Here is a 19705-nt window from a genome sequence, read left to right as displayed (position 1 = left end):
CTTTATGGATAAAATTTAAGCACAAAAATGCCAAACGCCGGTACCATCGACCATGAAACGGCTGTATTTATGCCGATATAGCCATGCCGGCATGCCACTCCATCAACCATAAAGAGAGTGTTTCTTCCGACATGGGCGGCGAAATCTCGTAGCCCTGCCCCTCTTCGCAGCCCAGTTCAAGCAGGCGCTGCCAGATGGGCTGACTCTCGATGCCCTCGGCCACCAGACGGCGTCCACTATGACTGGCATAAGAAACCATGCTGCGGATAATGGCCTCGTTATCGGGAAACTCTATCATTTTGCGGACGAAACGCTGGTCGATCTTGATGGTATCAAACGGCAGCTGCTGCAAATGAACCAGCGATGACGCGCCCGTGCCAAAATCATCCAGCGCAATACGAATACCCAGGGTACGGCAATGCTCAAGCTTGTGCGCGATTTGCAAGGCTTCCTGCTGCGACAGGGTTTCCAGCACCTCAATCTCGAGAAGGCAGGCCACTTGCGGGTACTGTGCCAGCAGGCGCTCAACCATGGGCAGAAAATCCTCATGCTTAAGGCTCATGGCCGAGAGATTGACGCTGACCGGCAGCGCCCGCAACTGGCGCTGCCAGTTCACCAGATGGCGCAGCGTCTCTTTTAATACCCAGCTATCGAGCTGGCGCATCAGATCTGTGGCTTCTATCGCGGGGAAAAACTGGCCGGGTGCAATATAACGCCCGTCTTTGCGCCAGCGTACCAAAACCTCGACGCCAATCACGGCATGCGTATGCAGATTAATCTTGGGCTGGAAAAACAGGGCCAACTCGTCCTGAGCCAGCGCCTGGGCAAACTCGGTGCGCAAGCGGTGCAACTGGCGGATTTCCTCGTCCATCGCCGCATCGTAATAATGCCAGTGACTATTACCCTTATGCCGGGCACGGATCAGTGCCAGATCGGCACGACGCAGCAAGGTTGCCCCCTGGCAGTGCCCGCTTTCATCCATCACCACCCCGCCACTGAGCTTGATCTGCACATGCTCGCTACCCAGATCGATAGGCTGCTCCAGCACATGGACAATGGCCGCAATCAGACTATCCAGCTGCGCCTCGGCACCATGGCCATATAAGAGGAAGCGCGCCGCCCCCACCCGTCCCACACCGCTACCGGATGGCAGCATAGGCGTGATCCGGCTGGCACAGCTGAGTAATACCCGGTCGCCAAAATCATGTCCAAGCCGTGCATTGATTTCATGAAAACCATCAATCGCCAGTACCGCGACCCAGCGCTCGCCAGCGGGCATGCTATCCAGCAATGTCAGCAAGTGGGTGCGGTTGGATAAACCGGTCAGACTGTCGTGACGGGATAAGTAGGCCAACTCCTGCTCTGCAGGCGTCAGCTTGGCTTGTCCAGCGGCGGCGAGCAGCAAGCGTGCGGCCTCGCGCCCGATCGCAGCGAGCATGTCGCAGACCGACGGCGGCAGATTGCCCGTTTCTTTCGTCGCCAAAACCAGCAAGGCAAGCGGCTTGCCGGAGCCGATAAGCGGCACGGTGATCAATGCCGGGTAGCAGGCACGACAGGCGCAGGGCTGATGACTGCCGGATAGCGTTTCCAGAATGATGTGTGATAAAGCGGAATCGACTGCCGTGCTGCGTTTCCCCGCCAGCAACTGCCCGTTGGGCAAACCATAGAGGCTGGCATCAGTAAAACCATGCTGCCCGCAAAGTTCGATCAGGTATTGCGGCAAGGCGCTCGCCGCCAATGAAGAGGCTTCCCGATGACTTAGCCCCAAGAGCAGGCGGGAAAATTGCTCAAGCTGAAACAGGTCCGCGGACTGAACACGCGCAGGTGACTGCAGAGCCAGCGCACCAGACAATTGCAACACCATGTCCGCACCCACCCGCTTGCGCACACTCTGCAGCAAGCGTGCCTGCTCTGCCGCATCCAGCGACAGACAAGCGATGGCCGCAGAAAAAGCCTGGACATGCAACTCCCCCAGCCCCGCCAGATAGGCTGGATCCAGCCCGATACGGGCATGCATCTCTCCCAGCTGCCGTGCACGCAGCGCCTGGGCCTCATCCAGTGGCAAGCACGCAAGATCGTGATGATGTTTTTGCTGCTGATCGCTCAACAGGCACAGACGGGATCCCAGATGCGGCAGCAAGGCCTGAGCGGCCTGATGGGACTCAAGCAGCTGTCCGAAATAACGCTGGCCAAAACCCTGGATCAAGCCGGTCAAGGCGCCCGCATACTTGGCCAGCAACGCTTGTTGCGCAGGATCATAGCCGACCAAGCGGCATACTTCCTCCAAGCCCTCAACCTGCCCGAAACAGGCAGGCAAAACCGCCTCGCGAATCACTCGGTCCAATTGTCATGCCCCCGGCAATAACCGCCAGAGGCGGCCCTACGCTAGCCCGCTGCAATACATGGTTGCAGCGGATAATAGTTAACATGTTATGTGTTTACACAGTTTGCTGTAAAGATGCTAAATGTAATTTTGATCAAATGGCGATAGCCGCAAAAAAACGGGTGCCGCAGGGCACCCGTTCCAGTTTGTCAGCACATACTGCGCTTGTTTTATGCCACCCAACGCCGCGCCGAGGCAAACATGCGGAACCAGCCGCCGTTCTCGCCCCACGATTCCGGATGCCAGCTGTTCTGCACGGTGCGGAATACACGTTCAGGATGCGGCATCATGATGGTGAAGCGGCCATCGGCCGTGGTCACACCGGTGATCCCGCCTGGCGAGCCATTCGGGTTCATCGGATAGGTCTCGGTCGGACGCCCGGCGAAATCGATGTAACGCAAGGCAATCGCGGCTTCGTTTTCCTTGCCCGGTGCGAATACCGCGCGGCCTTCGCCGTGACTGACCACAACCGGCAACTGGCTGCCCACCATATCGCCAAGGAAGATGGACGGCGAAGCCGGCACTTCCACCATGGCAAAGCGCGCCTCGAACTGCTCGGAGGCATTACGCTGGAACTTGGGCCAGGCTTCAGCGCCCGGAATAATGGCCGACAAATTGGACATCATCTGGCAACCATTGCACACACCCAGCGCAAAGCTGTCATGACGCGCAAAGAAGGCACTGAATTCGTCACGCGCCCGCGCATTAAACAGAATGCTCTTGGCCCAGCCTTCACCCGCACCCAATACATCGCCGTAACTAAAGCCACCGCAAGCGGCCAGGCCCTTGAAGTCGGCCAGCGATACGCGTCCGGCAATAATGTCGCTCATATGCACATCGACCGCTTCGAAACCGGCGCGGTCAAACGCCGCTGCCATCTCGATCTGACCGTTGACACCCTGCTCGCGCAAGACCGCCATACGCGGGCGCTTGCCGGTGGCAATGAACGGCGCCGCCGGATTGTCGGACGGATTGAACGACAGTTCGGCAAACAGGCCACGCGCCTTATTATCCGACAACAGCAGATGTTCGCTGTCGGCGCAGGCCGGGTTGTCGCGCAGGCGCTGCATGCGGTAGCTGGTCTCGCTCCATGCACGCTGCAGATCCGTACGGCTTTCGTTCAGCAACTCTTCGCCACGGTGCTTGATGATCAGGCGGTCTTTGCTGTTGATCTTGCCCAGCACGAACAGCTCGCGCCCGATACCCGCCTTCATAAAGCGCGAGATCACTTCGGAGGTGTGACCCTTCTTGACCTGCAGTACCGCCCCCAGCTCTTCATTGAACAGGACACGCATGATGCGGCCATGGGTTGCGGCCTCCGCTGTCGGCTGTACGAAATCGGCAATATAGCGCTGGGTATTGCGCCGCTCGATCACCAGTTCCTGCAAATCGATGGATAAGCCGGTGCGGCTGGCAAACATCATTTCGGACAAGGTGGCAAACAAACCGCCATCGGAGCGGTCGTGATAGGCCAGCAACATGTCGTCGCGCAGCAGCGACTGGATGGTATTGAAGAAGCTGGCCAGTTGCATCGGACTTTCCACATCCGGCGCGCGCCCTTCCATCGCCTTCCATACCTGAGCATAAGCCGAGCCACCCAGACGGCAGCGGCCATAGCCCAGATCGATCAGGATGATGTCGGTATCCTTATCGGCCTTGATCTCCGGCGTCACCGTTTTTCTGACGTCTTCAACCGGCGAGAAGGCCGACACCACCAGCGACAGCGGCGCCGTCACCGATTTCTTGCCCTCTGCATCCGACCATACCGTCTTCATCGACAGCGAATCCTTGCCCACCGGAATGCTGACGCCGACCTGCTGGCACATCGTAGAAACCGCTTCGACCGTGCGGTACAGATTAGCGTCTTCACCCGGATGACCCGCCGCCGCCATCCAGTTGGCCGACAGCTTGACGTTGCCGATATTGCCGACAAAGCTGGCGGCAATATTGGTCAGCGCCTCGCCCACCGCCAAGCGCCCGGAAGCCGGCGCGCTAAAGAGCGCGGTCGGCGTACGCTCGCCCATGGCCATGGCTTCACCACGCGTGCTATTGAAACCCATGGTGGTGACGGCTACGTCCGCAACCGGCACCTGCCAGCGCCCAACCATCTGGTCACGCGCGGTCATGCCGCCCACGGTGCGGTCGCCGATGGTGATCAAAAAGCTCTTGTCGGCCACACTTGGCAGGCGCAGCACGCGATAGGCGGTTTCCTTCAGCGGGAAGCGCGAAGCATCAAACACCTGATCCGGCTGCAAGACACTGGATACATCGCGCGTCATGCGCGGCGGTTTGCCCAGGAGCACATTGAGCGGCATATCGACCGGATTATTGCCGAACACATCGTCGCGCACCTGCAGGTGGCCATCGTCAGTGGCCACGCCCAGCACGGCAAACGGGCAACGCTCGCGTTCGCAAATGGCGGTAAAGATATCCAGCGCGTCCGGCATGATGGCCAGCACATAACGCTCTTGCGATTCGTTCGACCAGATCTGCATCGGGCTCATGCCCGACTCTTCCAGATGCACCTTGCGCAGCTCGAAAATCGCGCCACGGCCGGCATCGTTCACCAGCTCGGGGAAGGCATTGGACAAGCCGCCCGCGCCGACATCGTGTATCGACTCGATCGGGTTGGCCGCGCCGCGCTGCCAGCAGCGGTCAATCACTTCCTGGCAACGGCGTTCGATTTCGGGGTTGCCGCGCTGAACCGAATCGAAATCCAGGTTTTCGCTATTGGCACCGGTATCCATGGAGGAAGCCGCGCCGCCGCCCAGACCGATCAACAGGCTAGGACCGCCTAACTGGATCAGCAAAGCGCCTTCCGGAATGATGTTTTTATGGATCTGCTGGTTCTGGATATTGCCTGCGCCACCGGCAATCATGATCGGCTTATGGTAGCCGCGCATCTCGCCTTGCACTTCTTCTTCAAACGTACGGAAGTAGCCGGCCAAGTTCGGGCGGCCGAATTCGTTATTGAAGGCAGCGCCGCCAATCGGCCCTTCCAGCATGATGTCCAGCGCGGATGCAATACGCCCCGGCTTGCCGTATTCGGCCTGCGTTTCGCTGTAAGCCTCCCACGGCTGCTTGAAGCCGGGAATATTCAGGTTGGAGACAGAAAAACCGGTCAGACCCGCTTTCGGGCGCGAACCGCGACCGGTTGCGCCTTCGTCGCGGATTTCACCACCATTACCGGTTGCAGCACCGGCGAATGGCGAAATGGCCGTCGGGTGGTTATGCGTTTCCACCTTCATCAGAATGGCGGTCGGCTCTTGGGTAAAGGCGTACTGATGCGAATCGGGCGCAGGATAGAAGCGCTCGATAAAGCCACCTTCGATCACCGAGGAGTTATCGCTATAGGCCACCAGCGTGCCCTCAGGATGCGCGTCATGCGTGTCGCGTATCATGCGGAACAGCGATTTGGCCTTCTGCTCGCCATCGACGATAAATTCGGCGTTAAAAATCTTGTGACGACAATGTTCGGAGTTGGCCTGCGCAAACATCATCAATTCGACGTCGCTAGGATTGCGCCCCATGCGCGTGAAGTTTTCGACCAGATAGTCGACTTCATCATCCGACAAGGCCAGACCCAGTTCGCTATTGGCCAGCAGCAAGGCTTCGCGTCCGCCGGCCAGAATATCCACCGAACTCATCGGCTGCGGATCGAAATGGGTAAACAGGCGCTCAGCCTCATCCAGACTAAACAGCACCGTTTCGGTCATGCGGTCGTGCAACAAGGCAAGCAGGGTGCGGCGTGCCGCCGCGTCCAGTGCCGCGGCACCATCGATATAAAAAGCCACGCCACGCTCGATGCGGCGGATTTTTTCCAGCCCGCAATGACTGGCAATATCGCTGGCCTTGGAAGCCCATGGCGACAGCGTCCCCAGACGCGGTGTCACCAAAAACAATTCACCGGCAGCCGGTGCACAGAGCTGCGGCGCACCATAGGTCAGCAGCTGTGCCAGCACAGACTGCTCTTGTTCGCTGAGCGCTTCGCTGCAGTCAGCAAAGTGCCAGAATTCGGCGGATATCGCCAACTTGGGCAAACCGGCATCAAGGGCTGCATCAAGTAGTTTTTCCAGACGGAAAGAAGACAGGGCAGCACCACCCCGCAGCTTGAGAATATAGGACATTCGACACCCGCAACAAATACCAGGGAAGCGGCGAATAATACAGGATAATAGGGTTTTTTATAAGCAAAACCGGTCAACGATGTAATAATATCGTGGTCGTTGCAATGACTATATTTGTCGGAAGCATAACCGGCACGGAGATCATATGAAAAAAATCGAAGCCATCATCAAGCCATTCAAGCTGGATGAAGTACGTGAAGCCTTGTCCGAAATCGGCATCAATGGCCTGACCGTCACCGAGGTCAAAGGCTTCGGCCGGCAAAAGGGGCATACCGAGCTGTACCGCGGCGCGGAATATGTGGTCGACTTCCTGCCCAAGGTCAAAATCGAACTGGTGCTACCCGATGATCTGGTAGAGCGCGCCATCGAATCCATCGTGGCCGTTGCCCGCACCGGCAAAATCGGCGATGGCAAAATTTTCGTCACTGCCGTCGAGCAGGTCGTACGCATCCGTACCGGCGAAACCAATGAAGAAGCCATCTAAGCCAGCCTGAGCATGGAAAAAGGCGGCCGGGTCTGACGCCGCCTTATTGATTATTCTGCCCGCCGCACTCAGCCCGCCACGCGCACCACCACTTTGCCATGCGCACCGCCAGACTCGACCAGCGCATGTGCCGCACCCACGGCCTGCAAGGTAAACACCCGCGCATCCAAGAGCACGCGCAGCTTGCCCGCCTCAGCCAGCAACGCCAACTGGCGCAAACGCTGACCTATGCGCTCAAGACCCTGCCCGTACAGCAAGGGTGCCAGGGAGAACACCACCGACAAGTCCAGCCCCTTGCTGTGCATGGGCGACAAATCATGGGTGGAACGCGCGGCAATGGCAATCACCCGGCCGCCGACTGCCGCCGCCTGCAAGGATGCATCCAGCGACACGCCGCCCACACTGTCGAATACCACATCGAAACCGCGCCCGCCGGTCAGGCGTGCTACATAATCGGCCACCGCCTCATCGCGGTAATACACCACCTCGTCCGCCCCAAGTTGCCTGGCAAGCTTGCCCTTATCCTTGCCCGACACGGTCGCCACCACGCGGCAACCCGCCGCATGCGCCAGTTGCACGGCAATATGCCCCACCCCGCCCGCGCCGCCCTGCACCAGCACCGACTGCCCGGGCACCAAAGCGGCGCGCTCGATCAAGCCTTCCCATGCGGTCATGCCCACAACAGGCAAAGCCGCCGCACTGGCAAAATCCAGCGCCGCAGGCTTATGCGCCAGCAGGCGCACATCGGCCAGCGCAAACTCGGCCAAAGCGCCCGAGTGGGATTTCAGGCCGCCAATAAAACCAAACACGGCATCACCCACGGCAAACCCGGCCACCCCGGGGCCTAGCGCATCGACCACGCCGGCCACATCGCCTTGCAACACAGCGGGAAAGGCAGGCGCCAATGGCACCGCACCCGAACGTATCTTGCAATCAATAGGATTCACCCCGCTGGCCATCACCTTGATGCGCACCTGCCCGGCCTGTGGCTCGGGCAAAGGCAACTCGGCCAGTTCGAACTTGGAGGGGGCGCCACACTGATGGATAACCATGGCTTTCATGTCTTGACCTTTCCCGGCTTAAGAAAAGAGCCGCAATGCGGCTCTGGTTTCATGTCTGAATGTCAACGGTCAGGCAAGCGCAGGCTTACCAGAACTTCCACCATGAGGTTTCCTTGACCTGCCATGGTTTGGCCAGATAGGCGCTTTGCGGATAGTTCAGCACCAGCACGCGGCGGGCATCGTCGGACAACTGCTTCATTTGCAGCTGATCATACGCCACCACCATGATGGCCAGCGCTTCTTCACGATAAGCTGTGTTACTGTACTCGCGCACGACATCCTGTGCGCGGTTGGCCGCAGCCAGCCAGGCTCCACGCTTCATATAATAACGCGCCACATGCATCTGGTGTCCGCCCAGCGCATCAACCAGACGCTGCATTTTTTCGGCGGCATCCTTGCTGTACGGGCTATCAGGGAAACGGGTTGTCAGATCGCGAAAAGCGTTAAAGGCTTCGCTGGCCGCCTTGGGGTCGCGCTCGCTCATGTCCTGCCCCGTCCACTTGGCCAGCGACGTGCTATCGTCGTTGTAGTAGACCAAGCCCTTGAGGTAGTACATGTAATCAAGGTTGGGGTGCGCCGGATACAGACGTATAAAACGGTTGGCCGCGGCAATGGCAAGCTCCGGTTCTGCATCCTTGTAATGGGTGTAGGCCTGGTCCATCAGCGCCTGCTGCGCATAACGGCCATAGGGGTAACGTGCTTGTAAAGTTTCATAGAGCTTGATCGCGCGCGTATAATTGCCGCTATTAAGCTCGTCTTTCGCCTCGCCATAGATCTTTTCGACCGTCCAGCCACGCGTTTCATCGTTAGGCTCGCTAGTTGAAGCGCAACCGGCGAGGCCCGCAACCACCAACATCGCAGCAAGATATCTTTTCATGACCAATCCTTATTTCGATGCCGACGATTATAACGACATCTCGGAAGAAAACGAGATGTCGGCGCCCCGCATCATGCATATTCCGCTTTCACTGGCAGGCGAAAGGCTGGACAGCGCCATCGCCAAACTGATGCCGGAACACTCGCGCAGCCGCCTGACCCAATGGATCAAGGACGGCCACGTCACCCTCAACGGCGCCGTCGTTGCTGGAAAAACCAAGGTAATGGGCGACGAAGTCCTGTCGGTCGAGCCGGTCGAAACGGCGGAAAACCGCGCCTACCTGCCGGAAGACCTGCCGCTGGACATTATTTATCAGGATGAACACATTCTGGTCGTCAATAAACCGGCCGGCATGGTGGTGCACCCGGCTGCGGGCAACTGGTCCGGCACCTTGCTCAATGCCCTCTTGTTCCATTTTCCGGACATTGCCCAAGTACCGCGCGCCGGCATTGTGCACCGTCTGGACAAGGACACCAGCGGACTGATGGTGGTGGCCAAGACGCTGGCAGCGCAAACCAATCTGGTGCGCCAGATGCAGGCGCGTACCGTCAAGCGCCTTTATCGCGCTGTCGCCGATGGCGTGGTGCCGTTCGACGGCACCATCAACAGCAATATCGGCCGCGACCCGCACAACCGCCTGAAAATGGCCTGCGTGAAATTCGGCGGCAAGCAGGCCATCACCCATGTCCGGGTGCTGGAGCGCTTTGCCGACCATAGCTATATCGAGTGCCGTCTGGAAACCGGCCGCACCCACCAGATCCGCGTCCATATGCGCGAAGCCAAACATCCGCTGGCCGGCGACCCGGTCTATGGCGATCCGCGCCACAAAATGGGCGAGGATGTCGCACGCGCCGTCAAAGGGCTGGCACGTCAGGCTCTGCACGCTTTCCGCCTCAGCTTGCAGCATCCGGCGACCGGCGAAACCAAGACCTGGACCGCCCGCATTCCCGATGATATGCGCGCCCTCTTGGCCATTATGCGCGGCGAAGCACAAGAGCTGATGCTGGCCAATCTGGAAGAGGATGACCTGGACGACGACTGGGACGAGAGCGACGACGAGGGTGTCGAGGTGATGTATGTTCGCGACTGACTGGCTTAGCGCCGACTGGCCGGCACCGGCGCATGTTCGCACTCTGGTCACGACCCGCTCCGGCGGCGTCAGCGTTGCGCCTTACACCAGTTTCAACCTGGCGGCGCATGTCGGCGATACACCCGAACATGTTGCGGAAAACCGCGAGATCCTGCGCCGTTTCGTGCCCTGCGAGCCCGCCTGGCTCAATCAGGTACACGGCACGGTGGTGGTGGATGTCGCGTCTTTGGGTGAAAACCCGCCGGAAGCCGATGCCAGTGTCGCCTACCAGTGCGGCAAGGCCAGCGTGGTCATGACCGCCGACTGTCTGCCGGTGCTGTTCTGTGACCGCGCCGGCAGCGTGGTGGCCTCGGCCCATGCCGGCTGGCGCGGTCTGGCGGACGGGGTACTCGAAGCGACGGTCGCGGCAATGAAGGTCGCGCCGGACGAAATTCTGGCCTGGATGGGGCCGGCAATCGGGCCGGACGCATTCGAAGTCGGGCCGGAAGTACGCAGTGTATTTCTGGCCCATGCCGGCGAAGCCGATGCCGCGTTCAAGGACATCGGCGACGGTAAATTTCTGGCCGACATTTACCTGCTGGCCCGCCAGCGCCTGGCCGAATACGGCGTGACGGCGGTTTATGGCGGGGACTTTTGCACCGTGATCGACCGCGACCGTTTTTACTCCTACCGGCGCGATGGCGTGAGCGGACGCATGGCCAGCCTGATCTGGCTGGATTGCCCGGAAACCGCACCCACGCAAACATCTTAAGCCTATACTGCCGGCCGTCACCCAGACGCCCGGCAGTTTTTATCCGCAGGCAAAACCATGCCCAAACCGCCTTACACCCCGATCAGTTGCGACTATCACAGCGAGCTGGAATGGCTGGCACTACAGCGCAAACCCTGCCATATAAGCTACCTCGCCGCCGATGGCACGCAAAGCCATTGCCACAGCATTATCCGCGACATCATCACCCGGGATGCGCAGGAGTTTATCGTACTGGACGATGGCAGCCAGATCCGTCTGGACGCGCTCATTTGCGTAGACGGCAAGCTGCGCCCGCTTTAAGAGCGTGTTCACGACCTCGCGAGCGAGGGCAAAACAAGGCGAAAACGGCTGAGAAAGCGAAATGTACAGGTGGTACATGAGCATTTCGAATGCTGTTTTTAACGCCGTATCGCCGATGCGCAGCAGATCGTGAACAGGTTCTAAGACACAATTTGCAAGGTGGAAAAGCCGATACCGCTGGCCTTGCCCACCCGTATCTGCAACGGAATGCGCTCCTTCATTGCCTCCACATGGCTGATCACGCCTATCATCTTGCCCGATGCATTCAGGCCATCCAGCGCATCCAGCGCCAACTCCAGCGTCTCGGCGTCCAGCGTGCCGAAACCCTCATCCAGAAACAGGGAGTCGATCGAGGTTTTGTGACTGACCAGATCGGACAAGGCCAGCGCCAGCGCGAGGCTCACCAGAAAACTCTCGCCACCGGACAGGGTGCGCGTATCGCGCGCCACATCGCCTTGCCAGGCGTCGACAATTTCCAGCTCCAGTTCACCCGTATCCCGGCGCTGCAACACATAACGGCCATGCAGCGTCTGCAACTGGCGATTGGCCAGATAAATCAGGTGATCCAGCGTCAAGCCCTGGGCAAACTTGCGGAATTTGTCGCCCTTGGCCGAGCCTATCAGCCCGTCCAGACGCTGCCATAGTTCGACATCGGCCGCCTGCGCTGCAATCTGCCCCAACAACAGCTGCTGCTTCGCCTTGCGCGCATCGTCTTCTGCCAGACGCCCGGCCCGTGCCCCCTGTTCTTTTGCCAACGCCTGGCGCTTGGCGTCCAGCGCCGTGAGTTGTGCGGCAAGTTCGGCTGCCGGCAATTCGGTCAACGGCGTCGCACGCAAGTCCAGAAGCGCCGCCTGCGCGGCTTTTAGCAGGGTCAGCGCCTGCCCCCGCGCCTGCACAAGGCTTTCACGCAGGCCCTGTAAGCGCAAACGCTCAGCTTCGGGTAAAAGCGCGGCCAGAAAAGCCGCGTCGTCGGCAAATGCGCTGCCCGCCAGTGCGTCCAGCCAGACACGCTGTGCCGCATCCAGCTCGCCCTCGCGCCCGCGCAAGTCCGCCGCCAGCTGCGCCTGCCGCCCTTCCAGTTGCGCCAGCGTATTGGCCAGCGCTTCGGTGTCCTGCTGCAGGCGGGTCAAAGCCGCAGCCCTGTCGTCCACGACAGGCGCGCTCGGCATGATATCCAGCCCCGCTTGTCCGGCTTTTTGCTGCCAGCCATTCCGCAGCTGGCTAGCCGCCAAAAGCCGCGCCTGTGCGCGCAGCACATCCTGCTCCAGTTGCCGGGCGGCATGCTCCGAGCGCTGCCAGTTCTGCCACTGGGCCGCGCGTTCGGCCAGCCATGCGTCAGGCTCTGGCGGCAAGGCATCGGCAAAAGGCGCCAGCGCGAGGCATAGCGCCTGATGGTGCCTGTCTTGCGCCAACTGCAATGCCGCCAATGCACGCTGCTTTTCGCTTAGACCCTGCGCCAGCGTCGCCTCGTGCTGTGCAAGCAGCGCCGACTGATGGCGCACATCCGCCAGACTTTTTTGTGCCTTTGCGCACACGGCCTGTGCCGTCTGCCATGCACCATCGGCCGACTCAAAAGCGGCCAGACCGGCCGCCGCCCTGTCCCGCTTATCTTCCAGGCTCTGGCGCAAACCGGAAAGTAGCGACGCATCACGCCAGGCGTCCTCCGCCAGCGCATACACCAAGGCCGCAGCCTGCCAAGCGGCCCGTTGTGCCTGATACTGGTCCATCCCATCCAGACAGCGCTGCTTCAGTTGCTTCGCTTCCTCCTCTTTGCGCGCCAGCGCAGCTGCCAATGTCTCTCCCTCGGACTGCACTTCGGCCAGCCTTGCCCTGAGCGCAGCCAATGCCTGCTCGCTCTGCGCAGGGTCTAGCTGGCGGTAAGCCTCTAACGCCGGATGCTCGCATGCGCCGCACAAGGGGCAAGCCTCTCCCGGGCGCAGATGGGCACGCTGCACTTCCAGGCTCTGGATGCGCAACTCCAGCTCGATCAGCCTGGCCTTATCCTTTTCTTCAACCCTAAGCGCGCTAAACAGGCTGCGTAAACGCTCGCGCTGCTCAGTCAGTGCCGCCACCTCATCGGCCAGCGGCGGTTGCTGTGCCTGCCAGCGTGCAAGCTCGTCCGCCTGCACCCGCAAGCGTGCCCCTTCTTCGTCCAGACGCACGACGGCCTGTGCGTCGGCCTGGCTGTTTTGCCAGATCGTGCGCCAGTGCGCAGCATCCGTCCCCAAACTTTCACGCGGCAAGGTCGCGGCCTGCTCTTGCGCCAAGGCATGCGCATAGTGCCCTTCGGCATGAACAAGACCTTCGGCCAGATGCTGGCGCTGCGCGCAAGCCGCCTCGCTTTGCTGCTGCAAGTGCTGCAGTTCGGTGAGCTTGCCGGCGTGCTCGCCCTCCAGCCTTTGCGCCTCGGCAAACAGGCCGCGCCACAGCGGAATTTGCTCGCCCAATTGCGCATGCACGGCATTCGAGGCCATCTGCGCTTCCAGCGCCTGTCTGTCTTGCGCCAACACGGTCAGCGCCGTTTCCTCAGCTGCCGTTTCTTCCTCGGCCAGGGCCCAGGCCTCACCATGCCGGCGCAAGAACGCGTCATGCGCCGCTAGCTGTTGTTCGCCAAGTTGCGCCTGCGTGTCAGCCAATACCTGCCAACTGCTTTGCGCCCGCGTCAGCGCAAGATATGCCGGGTGCAGCGCCTCGGCCGGCTCACCCAGACTCAGGCGTTCCAGCGCCGGCGCAGCAAGCCTGGCCTGTGCATCCGCCTCGTCCATCCCCTGCATGGCGCGGGCGTGTTCCGCTTCGGCCTGACTCAAACGCAGGCGCCATTGGCGCTGTATCTCTATCTTGGCCGCCTCAGCCGATAGCGCCGTGTCTTCCTGCGCCAGCGCCGTGATCTCGGCTTGCAGCGCACTACGCGATTGCAGATCCAGCAAGTCAGCGGCATCGGCGTCGCGCCTTAACAACTCCAAAGCGAGCCGGGCATCGCGGGCATGCGCAAATACGCGCTCGGAAATGCGCCCGTAAATTTCGCTGCCAGTCAGCTCCTCCAGTAATTCGGCGCGCTCATTGGCACTGGCATTAAGAAAAGCGGCAAAGCCGCCCTGCGCCAGCAGCATGGAGCGGGTAAAGCGGGCAAAATCCAGCCCGGTAATGGCCACGATCTGCCTAAGTTTATCCCCTACTTGGGTAGACAAAATCGTACCGTCGGCGCGTGCAAGCTCGACCTTGGGGGCCTGTAGCGCACCGCTGGCCTTGTCGCGGGCGCGGCGCTGGCTCCAGAATGCGCGGTAAGCCTCGCCCTGCACTTCAAACTCCACCTCGGCCAGGCAATCGCCGGTATGACGCGTCATCAGCTCGTTAGCACTGGCCGACAGCGTCTTGAGGCGCGGCGTTTCGTGATACAGCGCCAGACAGATCGCATCCAGCAAGGTGGTTTTGCCGGCACCGGTCGGGCCGGTAATGGCAAACAGGCTATTGCCCTTGAAGGGGGCGGCGTTAAAGTCGACCTTCCATTCCCCCTTCAGCGAATTCAGGTTTTTCAGGCGCAAGGACAATATCTTCATGCGTGCTCTCCCGCCAATTCATCCAAAAGCAGCGCATAGCGCGCCTGCAAGCTGGCTTTCAGCGCATCCGGCAACTCTTCCTGCGCCAGACGCCGCTCAAACACATCAAGCGGACTGAGTTCATCCAGCGTCTCGCACGCTTGCTGCTGCAATGCCAAGGCAGCTTGGCCACGCTCGCGCCGGATACGCAACACCTCCACCGGCAAGCCTTCGCATAGGCTCTGGATGCGGCCATGCAAATCGGCCAGATAGTCATCGCTACGCACAATAACCTCCAGCCACACCGTCTGTCCTTCTTTAGCCTGCGCTGCGGCCGCGGCTATCTCGCGCGGCAAATCCTCCAGCGAACCGGCAACGGTACACAAAGGCTGAAAACACGGCACAAGCAAAGGCGTCACCGACTGCAAACCCTTGCCGTCCAGCTCAACCAGCAGCACCTGTTTTTGCTGGCGCGCCTCGTCAAAACCCAAAGGAATGGGCGAGCCGCAATAGCGGATATGCTCGAAACCGCCCACTTTTTGCGGACGGTGGATATGACCTAGCGCAATATAATCGGCCGGCGGAAAAGCACTGGTCGGAAACGCCTCCAGCGCGCCCACATAGATTTCGCGCACCGACTCGCTGGCGCTGGCACCCACTGTCGTCAGATGGCCGCTGGCGATGACAGGCAGCGCCAGCCCCAGCGTCTGGCACTGCGCCACGGCCAGCGCATACACAGACTGATAATGCTGCTGTATCGCCTGCTGCAAAGACAACTGCTTATCCGCTGCGCTTTGCCCGGGCTGGCTTTGCAACACATCGCGCGCACGGATAAACGGGATGGCACACAAAACAGCGCCGGGCTGGCCATCACGCCCGTTCAACACCAGCACTTGCCGCTGCGCCTCGTTCTGCACGGCCGCAATCACCTGCGTGGACAGATGTGCCAATAGCGAGCGGCTCTCGCCCAGCGTGGCCACCGAGTCGTGATTGCCGCCCAGCACCACCAGCGTAGCGCCACTGGCATGCAAGCCAACCACGAATTCGTTGTACAGCTCGCGCGCATAGCTAGGCGGCGCACCGGTATCAAACACATCTCCCGCGACCAACACGACATCGGCAGCACAAAGCTTGACCTGCTCCAGCAGCCAGGCGAGAAACGCCTGATGTTCAGCCTGACGCGTCTTGCCCATAAAATGCTGGCCCAAGTGCCAGTCCGAGGTATGCAGTATTTTCATGAAGCGCCCGTTTGCTCATAGTCGGATCGATTATACGGCCGGATCAGCGCTATGCTGCAGGGCAAGCAAACGGATAAAGTGCCCCGCCATGAAATACCTTGCCTTATTGCCCTGTTTGATCCCGCTATGGGGACAGGCCGGCGCCATGCCACAACCCGCGCCTGCGACCGCTTCCTTGTCCTGCCCGGCACCGGCGCAACTGGGCTTTGACGCCAAGACACGGCTGGAATTGCTGCTGTCGCTACGCGGCTATACGCCGCTTGCGCAAGGCGGGCAGTGGCAATTCTGTTTTCGCGCCAGCACCCGCACCCTACTGGCAGCGCAAACGCAATGGCAAAGCGGCATCGGTTTGGGCTATGGCCGCTATGGCGGCGGATGGGGCGGCATGGCCGGCTGGGACTGGCCGCAAGCCCCTTATACCAGCTATGCAGAGCGCACACTCAGCACGCTGACACTCAGCGTAAGCAAAAGCGGCAGCACACAAGCACCCTGGCAGGCGGAGCAAACCGTAGAGGATAAAGAAGAGCACACCGGTGCCTGGCAACGTGCGGCACTATTGTTGCTGGACCAGCTGCCGCCGCCTTGAGCACACAATAAAAATTTTCATCGTGCCTAACCGGGGAAGCGCGATGACCATAAAAAAGCGATAGCGGCATCCATCCGCTATCGCTTTTGACCAAACCTGTAAACGGTTTAGTGGCCGGTACCGTCACCACGGCGGCTGGCTTCAAACAAGAACCAGGTACGGCGCTCGGTCGCATCTATCCAGTTTTCAATCAGGCTAGCCGTTGCCGTATCGTTGTATGTGTCGCATACGCTATGCGCTTCGCGCAAACGGGCAGCCAGATTTTTGCTGTCGTCACACAGTTCGGCCAACATATCCAGCGGCTGCACATAGTCGGCATCATTATCCAGCACGCGCTGGGTACGTGCGATATGGCCGATAGAAGTCATCGTACGCCCGCCGACCTTGCGCACACGCTCGGCAATCGGATCGGTCATGCCGTATAGCTCATCGCCCTGCTCGTCCAGCATCAGATGATAGTCGCGAAAATGCGGTCCACTGACATGCCAGTGAAAATTCTTGGTTTTCAGATACAAAGCAAAAACATCGGCCAGAATCAGGTTCATCGCGGCGCTGATATCGCGCGTCGCATCACTACCCAGATCGGTTGGTGTGGAAATTGGCGCAACTCGTGCGCGCTCGCCCTGCTCCTTGGCTACTGACATTATTTACCCCTCATCGTAAAAGTCTTCACGCGCCATGTGCATCTAAAGATCCGCACAGCAAGTCCAGATGCAATCCTTTGCGGTTAATCGCATAAAATGCATGTCTTCAGGTATAGCAGTTGTGGGAATGGTTTGCCGCTGCCAGACCTTGACGCTGAATTGGGCTATACTCGCGCGCCTCGAATTTTGCTCCGATATAAACGTATTCATGATGACCAATGCTTGTGGCGTGGATTTTGGCACGTCCAACTCGACCGTCGGCTGGCAGCGTCCCGGCGTCCCCGCTTTGCTTGCGCTGGAAGACGGCAAAACAACGCTGCCTTCGGTGGTGTTTTTCAATACCGAGGAAGACTCGGTCGCTGTCGGGCGCGCCGGCATTGCCGAATATCTGGAGGGCTACGAAGGTCGGCTGATGCGCTCACTCAAGAGTTTGCTGGGCACCAGCTTGATGGATGGCCAGACCGAGGTGCATGGCCGCACGCTGCGCTTTATGGATTTGCTGCAGATGTATATCGACCAGCTCAAGCAGCGCGCCGAACTCTCCGCCGGCCGCCCCCTGCAGCAGGCGGTGTTTGGCCGGCCGGTGTATTTTGTCGACGACGATGCGCGCGCCGATGCGCTGGCGCAAGACACGCTGGCGCAGATTGCACGCCAAGCCGGGTTTAGCGATATCGAGTTCCAGTTCGAGCCGATTGCGGCCGCTTTCGACTACGAGAGCCGCATCAGCCATGAAGAACTGGTGCTGGTGGTGGACATCGGCGGCGGCACCTCTGACTTCACCCTGATCCGCCTGTCGCCACAGTCGGCCTTGAAACTGGACCGTCAAGACGACATTCTGGCCAATTGCGGCATCCATATCGGCGGCACCGATTTCGACAAACAGCTCAGTCTGGCCACGGCCATGCCGCTACTGGGCCTGCGCAGCAAGCTCAAAAGCCAGGCCGACATGCCGTCCAGCGCCTACTTCAACCTGTCAACCTGGCACACCATCAACTTCGCCTATACCCGCAAGGCGCTCTCGTCCTTGCAAAGCGTGTATTCGGAAGCACTGGAGCAGGACAAGCTGGACCGGCTGTTTACCCTGATTGCCAAGCGTGCCGGCCACTGGCTGGCCATGCAGGTGGAAGACGCCAAGATTGCGCTCTCCGGTCAGGAGCAGGCGCTTTTGCAGCTGGATGAAATAGAAAGCGGCCTGAGCCTGAGCCTGAGCCGCACCCAGTTTGACGAATCCATCAGCCGCCAGATCGACAGCATAGAAAGCACGGTCAAGCAGGTACTCGCCCAAGCCCAGATCGCGCCCAATGCGGTAGACACCGTGTTTTTCACCGGCGGCGCCAGCGGCGTACCCCTGCTTAGACAGCGTATTGCCGCCCTGTTGCCACAAGCCAAAGCCGTTGAAGGCGATCTGCACGGCAGCATAGGCAGCGGTTTGGCACTGGATGCTGCCCGCCGCTTCGCCTAGGCCTGACTAAAAGCGCGGGTTTAACCGGCCAAGCCCTCGACATGACAGGCCAGCGCCACCACGGATGCGGCGATCGAGCCTTGCGGAGCTGGCTCAAACCTGGCCCCCACCAAGCCGCTGTCATGGCGCAGGCTACCCTGATGATTGCGCACCCGGGTATGGATAACGGCAAACTCCTGGCTATTGCAGTTGACCTTGATTTTTTGTTGCAACAGACAGTCCTGGCGCCTGCCTTTGGGCGGGCAGCTGGCCTGATCGACCTGCAGCCACAGCTCGGGGAGCGCGCCACTTCTGAAGGTCTCCAGATCAAAGGTAATCTGGTTGCCGCTTGCTGTTTCACCCAGCAAGACCCAGCGCGGTGCAGCTTCGGCATGGCACCAGGCACTGACAAACACGATCCACACCAGCTTTTTCATGGCAGCCACCTCCTGCACGGGTGCCAACTTGCCGCCCCTGCCGGTTTTTGCCTGAGTGCCAAAACTGCGGAGCTGTTTCGTTTTAGCAGGCACGCCCGATTTCTGTCGTCAGGAAACGGTATCAACCCCCGCTAAACTAAAGGTTTCATGCACGGCGCTGGCGGTGTACCCTAGCGCTCCAAAATTCGACTGGAAAGACTCACACCATGGATCAAACGGTAAAACTGCTGGGCGCAGCCCTGACGCAAAAAGGAAAGTACATGATATTCCTTGCCTCGAACGATGCCGCAGCCAGCCCGATGGGCGCACGCGCCATTGACGACGACGCCATCCGCCTGCTGCTACCCGAGCCGGTCAGCAAGCGCGAAGACGCCAAAGAACTGGAAGCCCGCCTGCACCGCGCCATTACCGGCAACAAGCAGCAAAAAGTAGTCAAAATCCTGCTGCATCTGATTACCGTCGAGCAGCTCAAGCGCATCCGCGTCGCCGATATTCGCCGCCTGCCTGCATCTCTGGGCTGAGTACACCGCATTTCGGCATGAATCGCCGACAGGCGCTTGACGTTTGATATAAATCCATTTATTATTCGCGTCCTCTTGTGGGGGGATTCCCGAGCGGTCAAAGGGATCAGACTGTAAATCTGACGGCTCAGCCTTCGAAGGTTCGAATCCTTCTCCCCCCACCAGTTTCACCCTGCCGCTACGGCATCTTGCGCTTGACCCGTTTCACCACACCCCGCTACAAATTAAC

General features: G+C 59.9%; 15 protein-coding genes and 1 tRNA gene. 8 read left to right on the top strand and 8 right to left on the bottom strand.

Annotation, left to right across the window (positions count from 1 at the left end; translation table 11 throughout):
- Positions 1-67: 67 nt before the first annotated feature.
- Positions 68-2335, bottom strand: a complete 2268-nt coding sequence (locus tag M3P88_RS05465) for an EAL domain-containing protein (RefSeq protein WP_249615208.1) — start codon at positions 2333-2335, stop codon at positions 68-70.
- A gap of 218 nt (positions 2336-2553) precedes the next feature.
- Positions 2554-6510: a phosphoribosylformylglycinamidine synthase gene (gene purL, locus M3P88_RS05460; protein WP_249615030.1), complete on the bottom strand. Its 3957-nt coding sequence runs from the start codon at positions 6508-6510 to the stop codon at positions 2554-2556.
- 145 nt (positions 6511-6655) lie between these two features.
- Between purL and M3P88_RS05455 the strand changes: the two genes are divergently transcribed.
- A complete protein-coding gene (locus tag M3P88_RS05455; protein WP_249615029.1) occupies positions 6656-6994 on the top strand; it encodes a P-II family nitrogen regulator in 339 nt (112 codons plus the stop codon).
- 68 nt (positions 6995-7062) lie between these two features.
- Here the strand turns inward: M3P88_RS05455 and M3P88_RS05450 are convergent, their stop codons facing one another.
- Positions 7063-8055, bottom strand: a complete 993-nt coding sequence (locus M3P88_RS05450; protein ID WP_249615028.1) for a zinc-dependent alcohol dehydrogenase family protein — start codon at positions 8053-8055, stop codon at positions 7063-7065.
- An 85-nt stretch (positions 8056-8140) separates the two neighbouring features.
- Complete coding sequence (locus tag M3P88_RS05445) at positions 8141-8932, bottom strand: outer membrane protein assembly factor BamD (RefSeq protein ID WP_249615027.1); 792 nt, start codon at positions 8930-8932, stop codon at positions 8141-8143.
- Between M3P88_RS05445 and rluD the strand changes: the two genes are divergently transcribed.
- Genes rluD through M3P88_RS05430 form a run of 3 tightly spaced genes read left to right on the top strand, consistent with a single transcriptional unit; the run spans position 8931 to position 11073 of the window.
- A complete protein-coding gene (rluD, locus tag M3P88_RS05440; protein ID WP_249615026.1) occupies positions 8931-10022 on the top strand; it encodes a 23S rRNA pseudouridine(1911/1915/1917) synthase RluD in 1092 nt (363 codons plus the stop codon). The two genes, M3P88_RS05445 and rluD, sit on opposite strands and share 2 nt — an antisense overlap.
- A complete protein-coding gene (gene pgeF / locus M3P88_RS05435; protein ID WP_249615025.1) occupies positions 10009-10773 on the top strand; it encodes a peptidoglycan editing factor PgeF in 765 nt (254 codons plus the stop codon). Before rluD ends, pgeF begins: the two co-directional genes overlap by 14 nt.
- Positions 10774-10830: 57 nt before the next feature.
- Positions 10831-11073, top strand: coding sequence for a hypothetical protein (locus tag M3P88_RS05430; protein WP_249615024.1), 243 nt, complete (start codon positions 10831-10833; stop codon positions 11071-11073).
- Between the two features lie 140 nt (positions 11074-11213).
- Here the strand turns inward: M3P88_RS05430 and M3P88_RS05425 are convergent, their stop codons facing one another.
- Both M3P88_RS05425 and sbcD read right to left on the bottom strand, forming a co-directional pair.
- Positions 11214-14630, bottom strand: coding sequence for an AAA family ATPase (locus M3P88_RS05425; protein WP_249615023.1), 3417 nt, complete (start codon positions 14628-14630; stop codon positions 11214-11216).
- Positions 14627-15847: an exonuclease subunit SbcD gene (sbcD, locus tag M3P88_RS05420; protein ID WP_249615022.1), complete on the bottom strand. Its 1221-nt coding sequence runs from the start codon at positions 15845-15847 to the stop codon at positions 14627-14629. Before sbcD ends, M3P88_RS05425 begins: the two co-directional genes overlap by 4 nt.
- An 88-nt stretch (positions 15848-15935) precedes the next feature.
- Here sbcD and M3P88_RS05415 point away from each other — a divergent pair, with 88 nt between their 5' ends.
- A complete protein-coding gene (locus M3P88_RS05415; protein WP_249615021.1) occupies positions 15936-16433 on the top strand; it encodes a hypothetical protein in 498 nt (165 codons plus the stop codon).
- Positions 16434-16540: 107 nt separating this feature from the next.
- Here M3P88_RS05415 and M3P88_RS05410 read toward each other — a convergent pair whose 3' ends face one another.
- Positions 16541-17077, bottom strand: coding sequence for a Dps family protein (locus tag M3P88_RS05410; protein ID WP_249615020.1), 537 nt, complete (start codon positions 17075-17077; stop codon positions 16541-16543).
- Positions 17078-17285: 208 nt separating this feature from the next.
- Here M3P88_RS05410 and M3P88_RS05405 point away from each other — a divergent pair, with 208 nt between their 5' ends.
- Positions 17286-18539, top strand: coding sequence for an Hsp70 family protein (locus M3P88_RS05405; protein ID WP_249615019.1), 1254 nt, complete (start codon positions 17286-17288; stop codon positions 18537-18539).
- A 20-nt stretch (positions 18540-18559) separates the two neighbouring features.
- Here M3P88_RS05405 and M3P88_RS05400 read toward each other — a convergent pair whose 3' ends face one another.
- Positions 18560-18955, bottom strand: coding sequence for a hypothetical protein (locus M3P88_RS05400; protein ID WP_249615018.1), 396 nt, complete (start codon positions 18953-18955; stop codon positions 18560-18562).
- 206 nt (positions 18956-19161) lie between these two features.
- Here M3P88_RS05400 and M3P88_RS05395 point away from each other — a divergent pair, with 206 nt between their 5' ends.
- Together M3P88_RS05395 and M3P88_RS05390 are read left to right on the top strand one after the other, a co-directional pair.
- Positions 19162-19476 (top strand): hypothetical protein, encoded by a 315-nt coding sequence (locus tag M3P88_RS05395; RefSeq protein ID WP_249615017.1) that lies wholly within the window; start codon positions 19162-19164, stop codon positions 19474-19476.
- A gap of 79 nt (positions 19477-19555) precedes the next feature.
- Positions 19556-19640: transfer RNA gene (locus M3P88_RS05390), tRNA-Tyr, on the top strand.
- Positions 19641-19705 lie beyond the last annotated feature (65 nt).

Source organism: Craterilacuibacter sp. RT1T (genome assembly GCF_023502145.1).
Taxonomy (GTDB): Bacteria; Pseudomonadota; Gammaproteobacteria; order Burkholderiales; family Chromobacteriaceae; genus Craterilacuibacter.
This window is presented reverse-complemented; position numbering and strand designations above follow the sequence as displayed.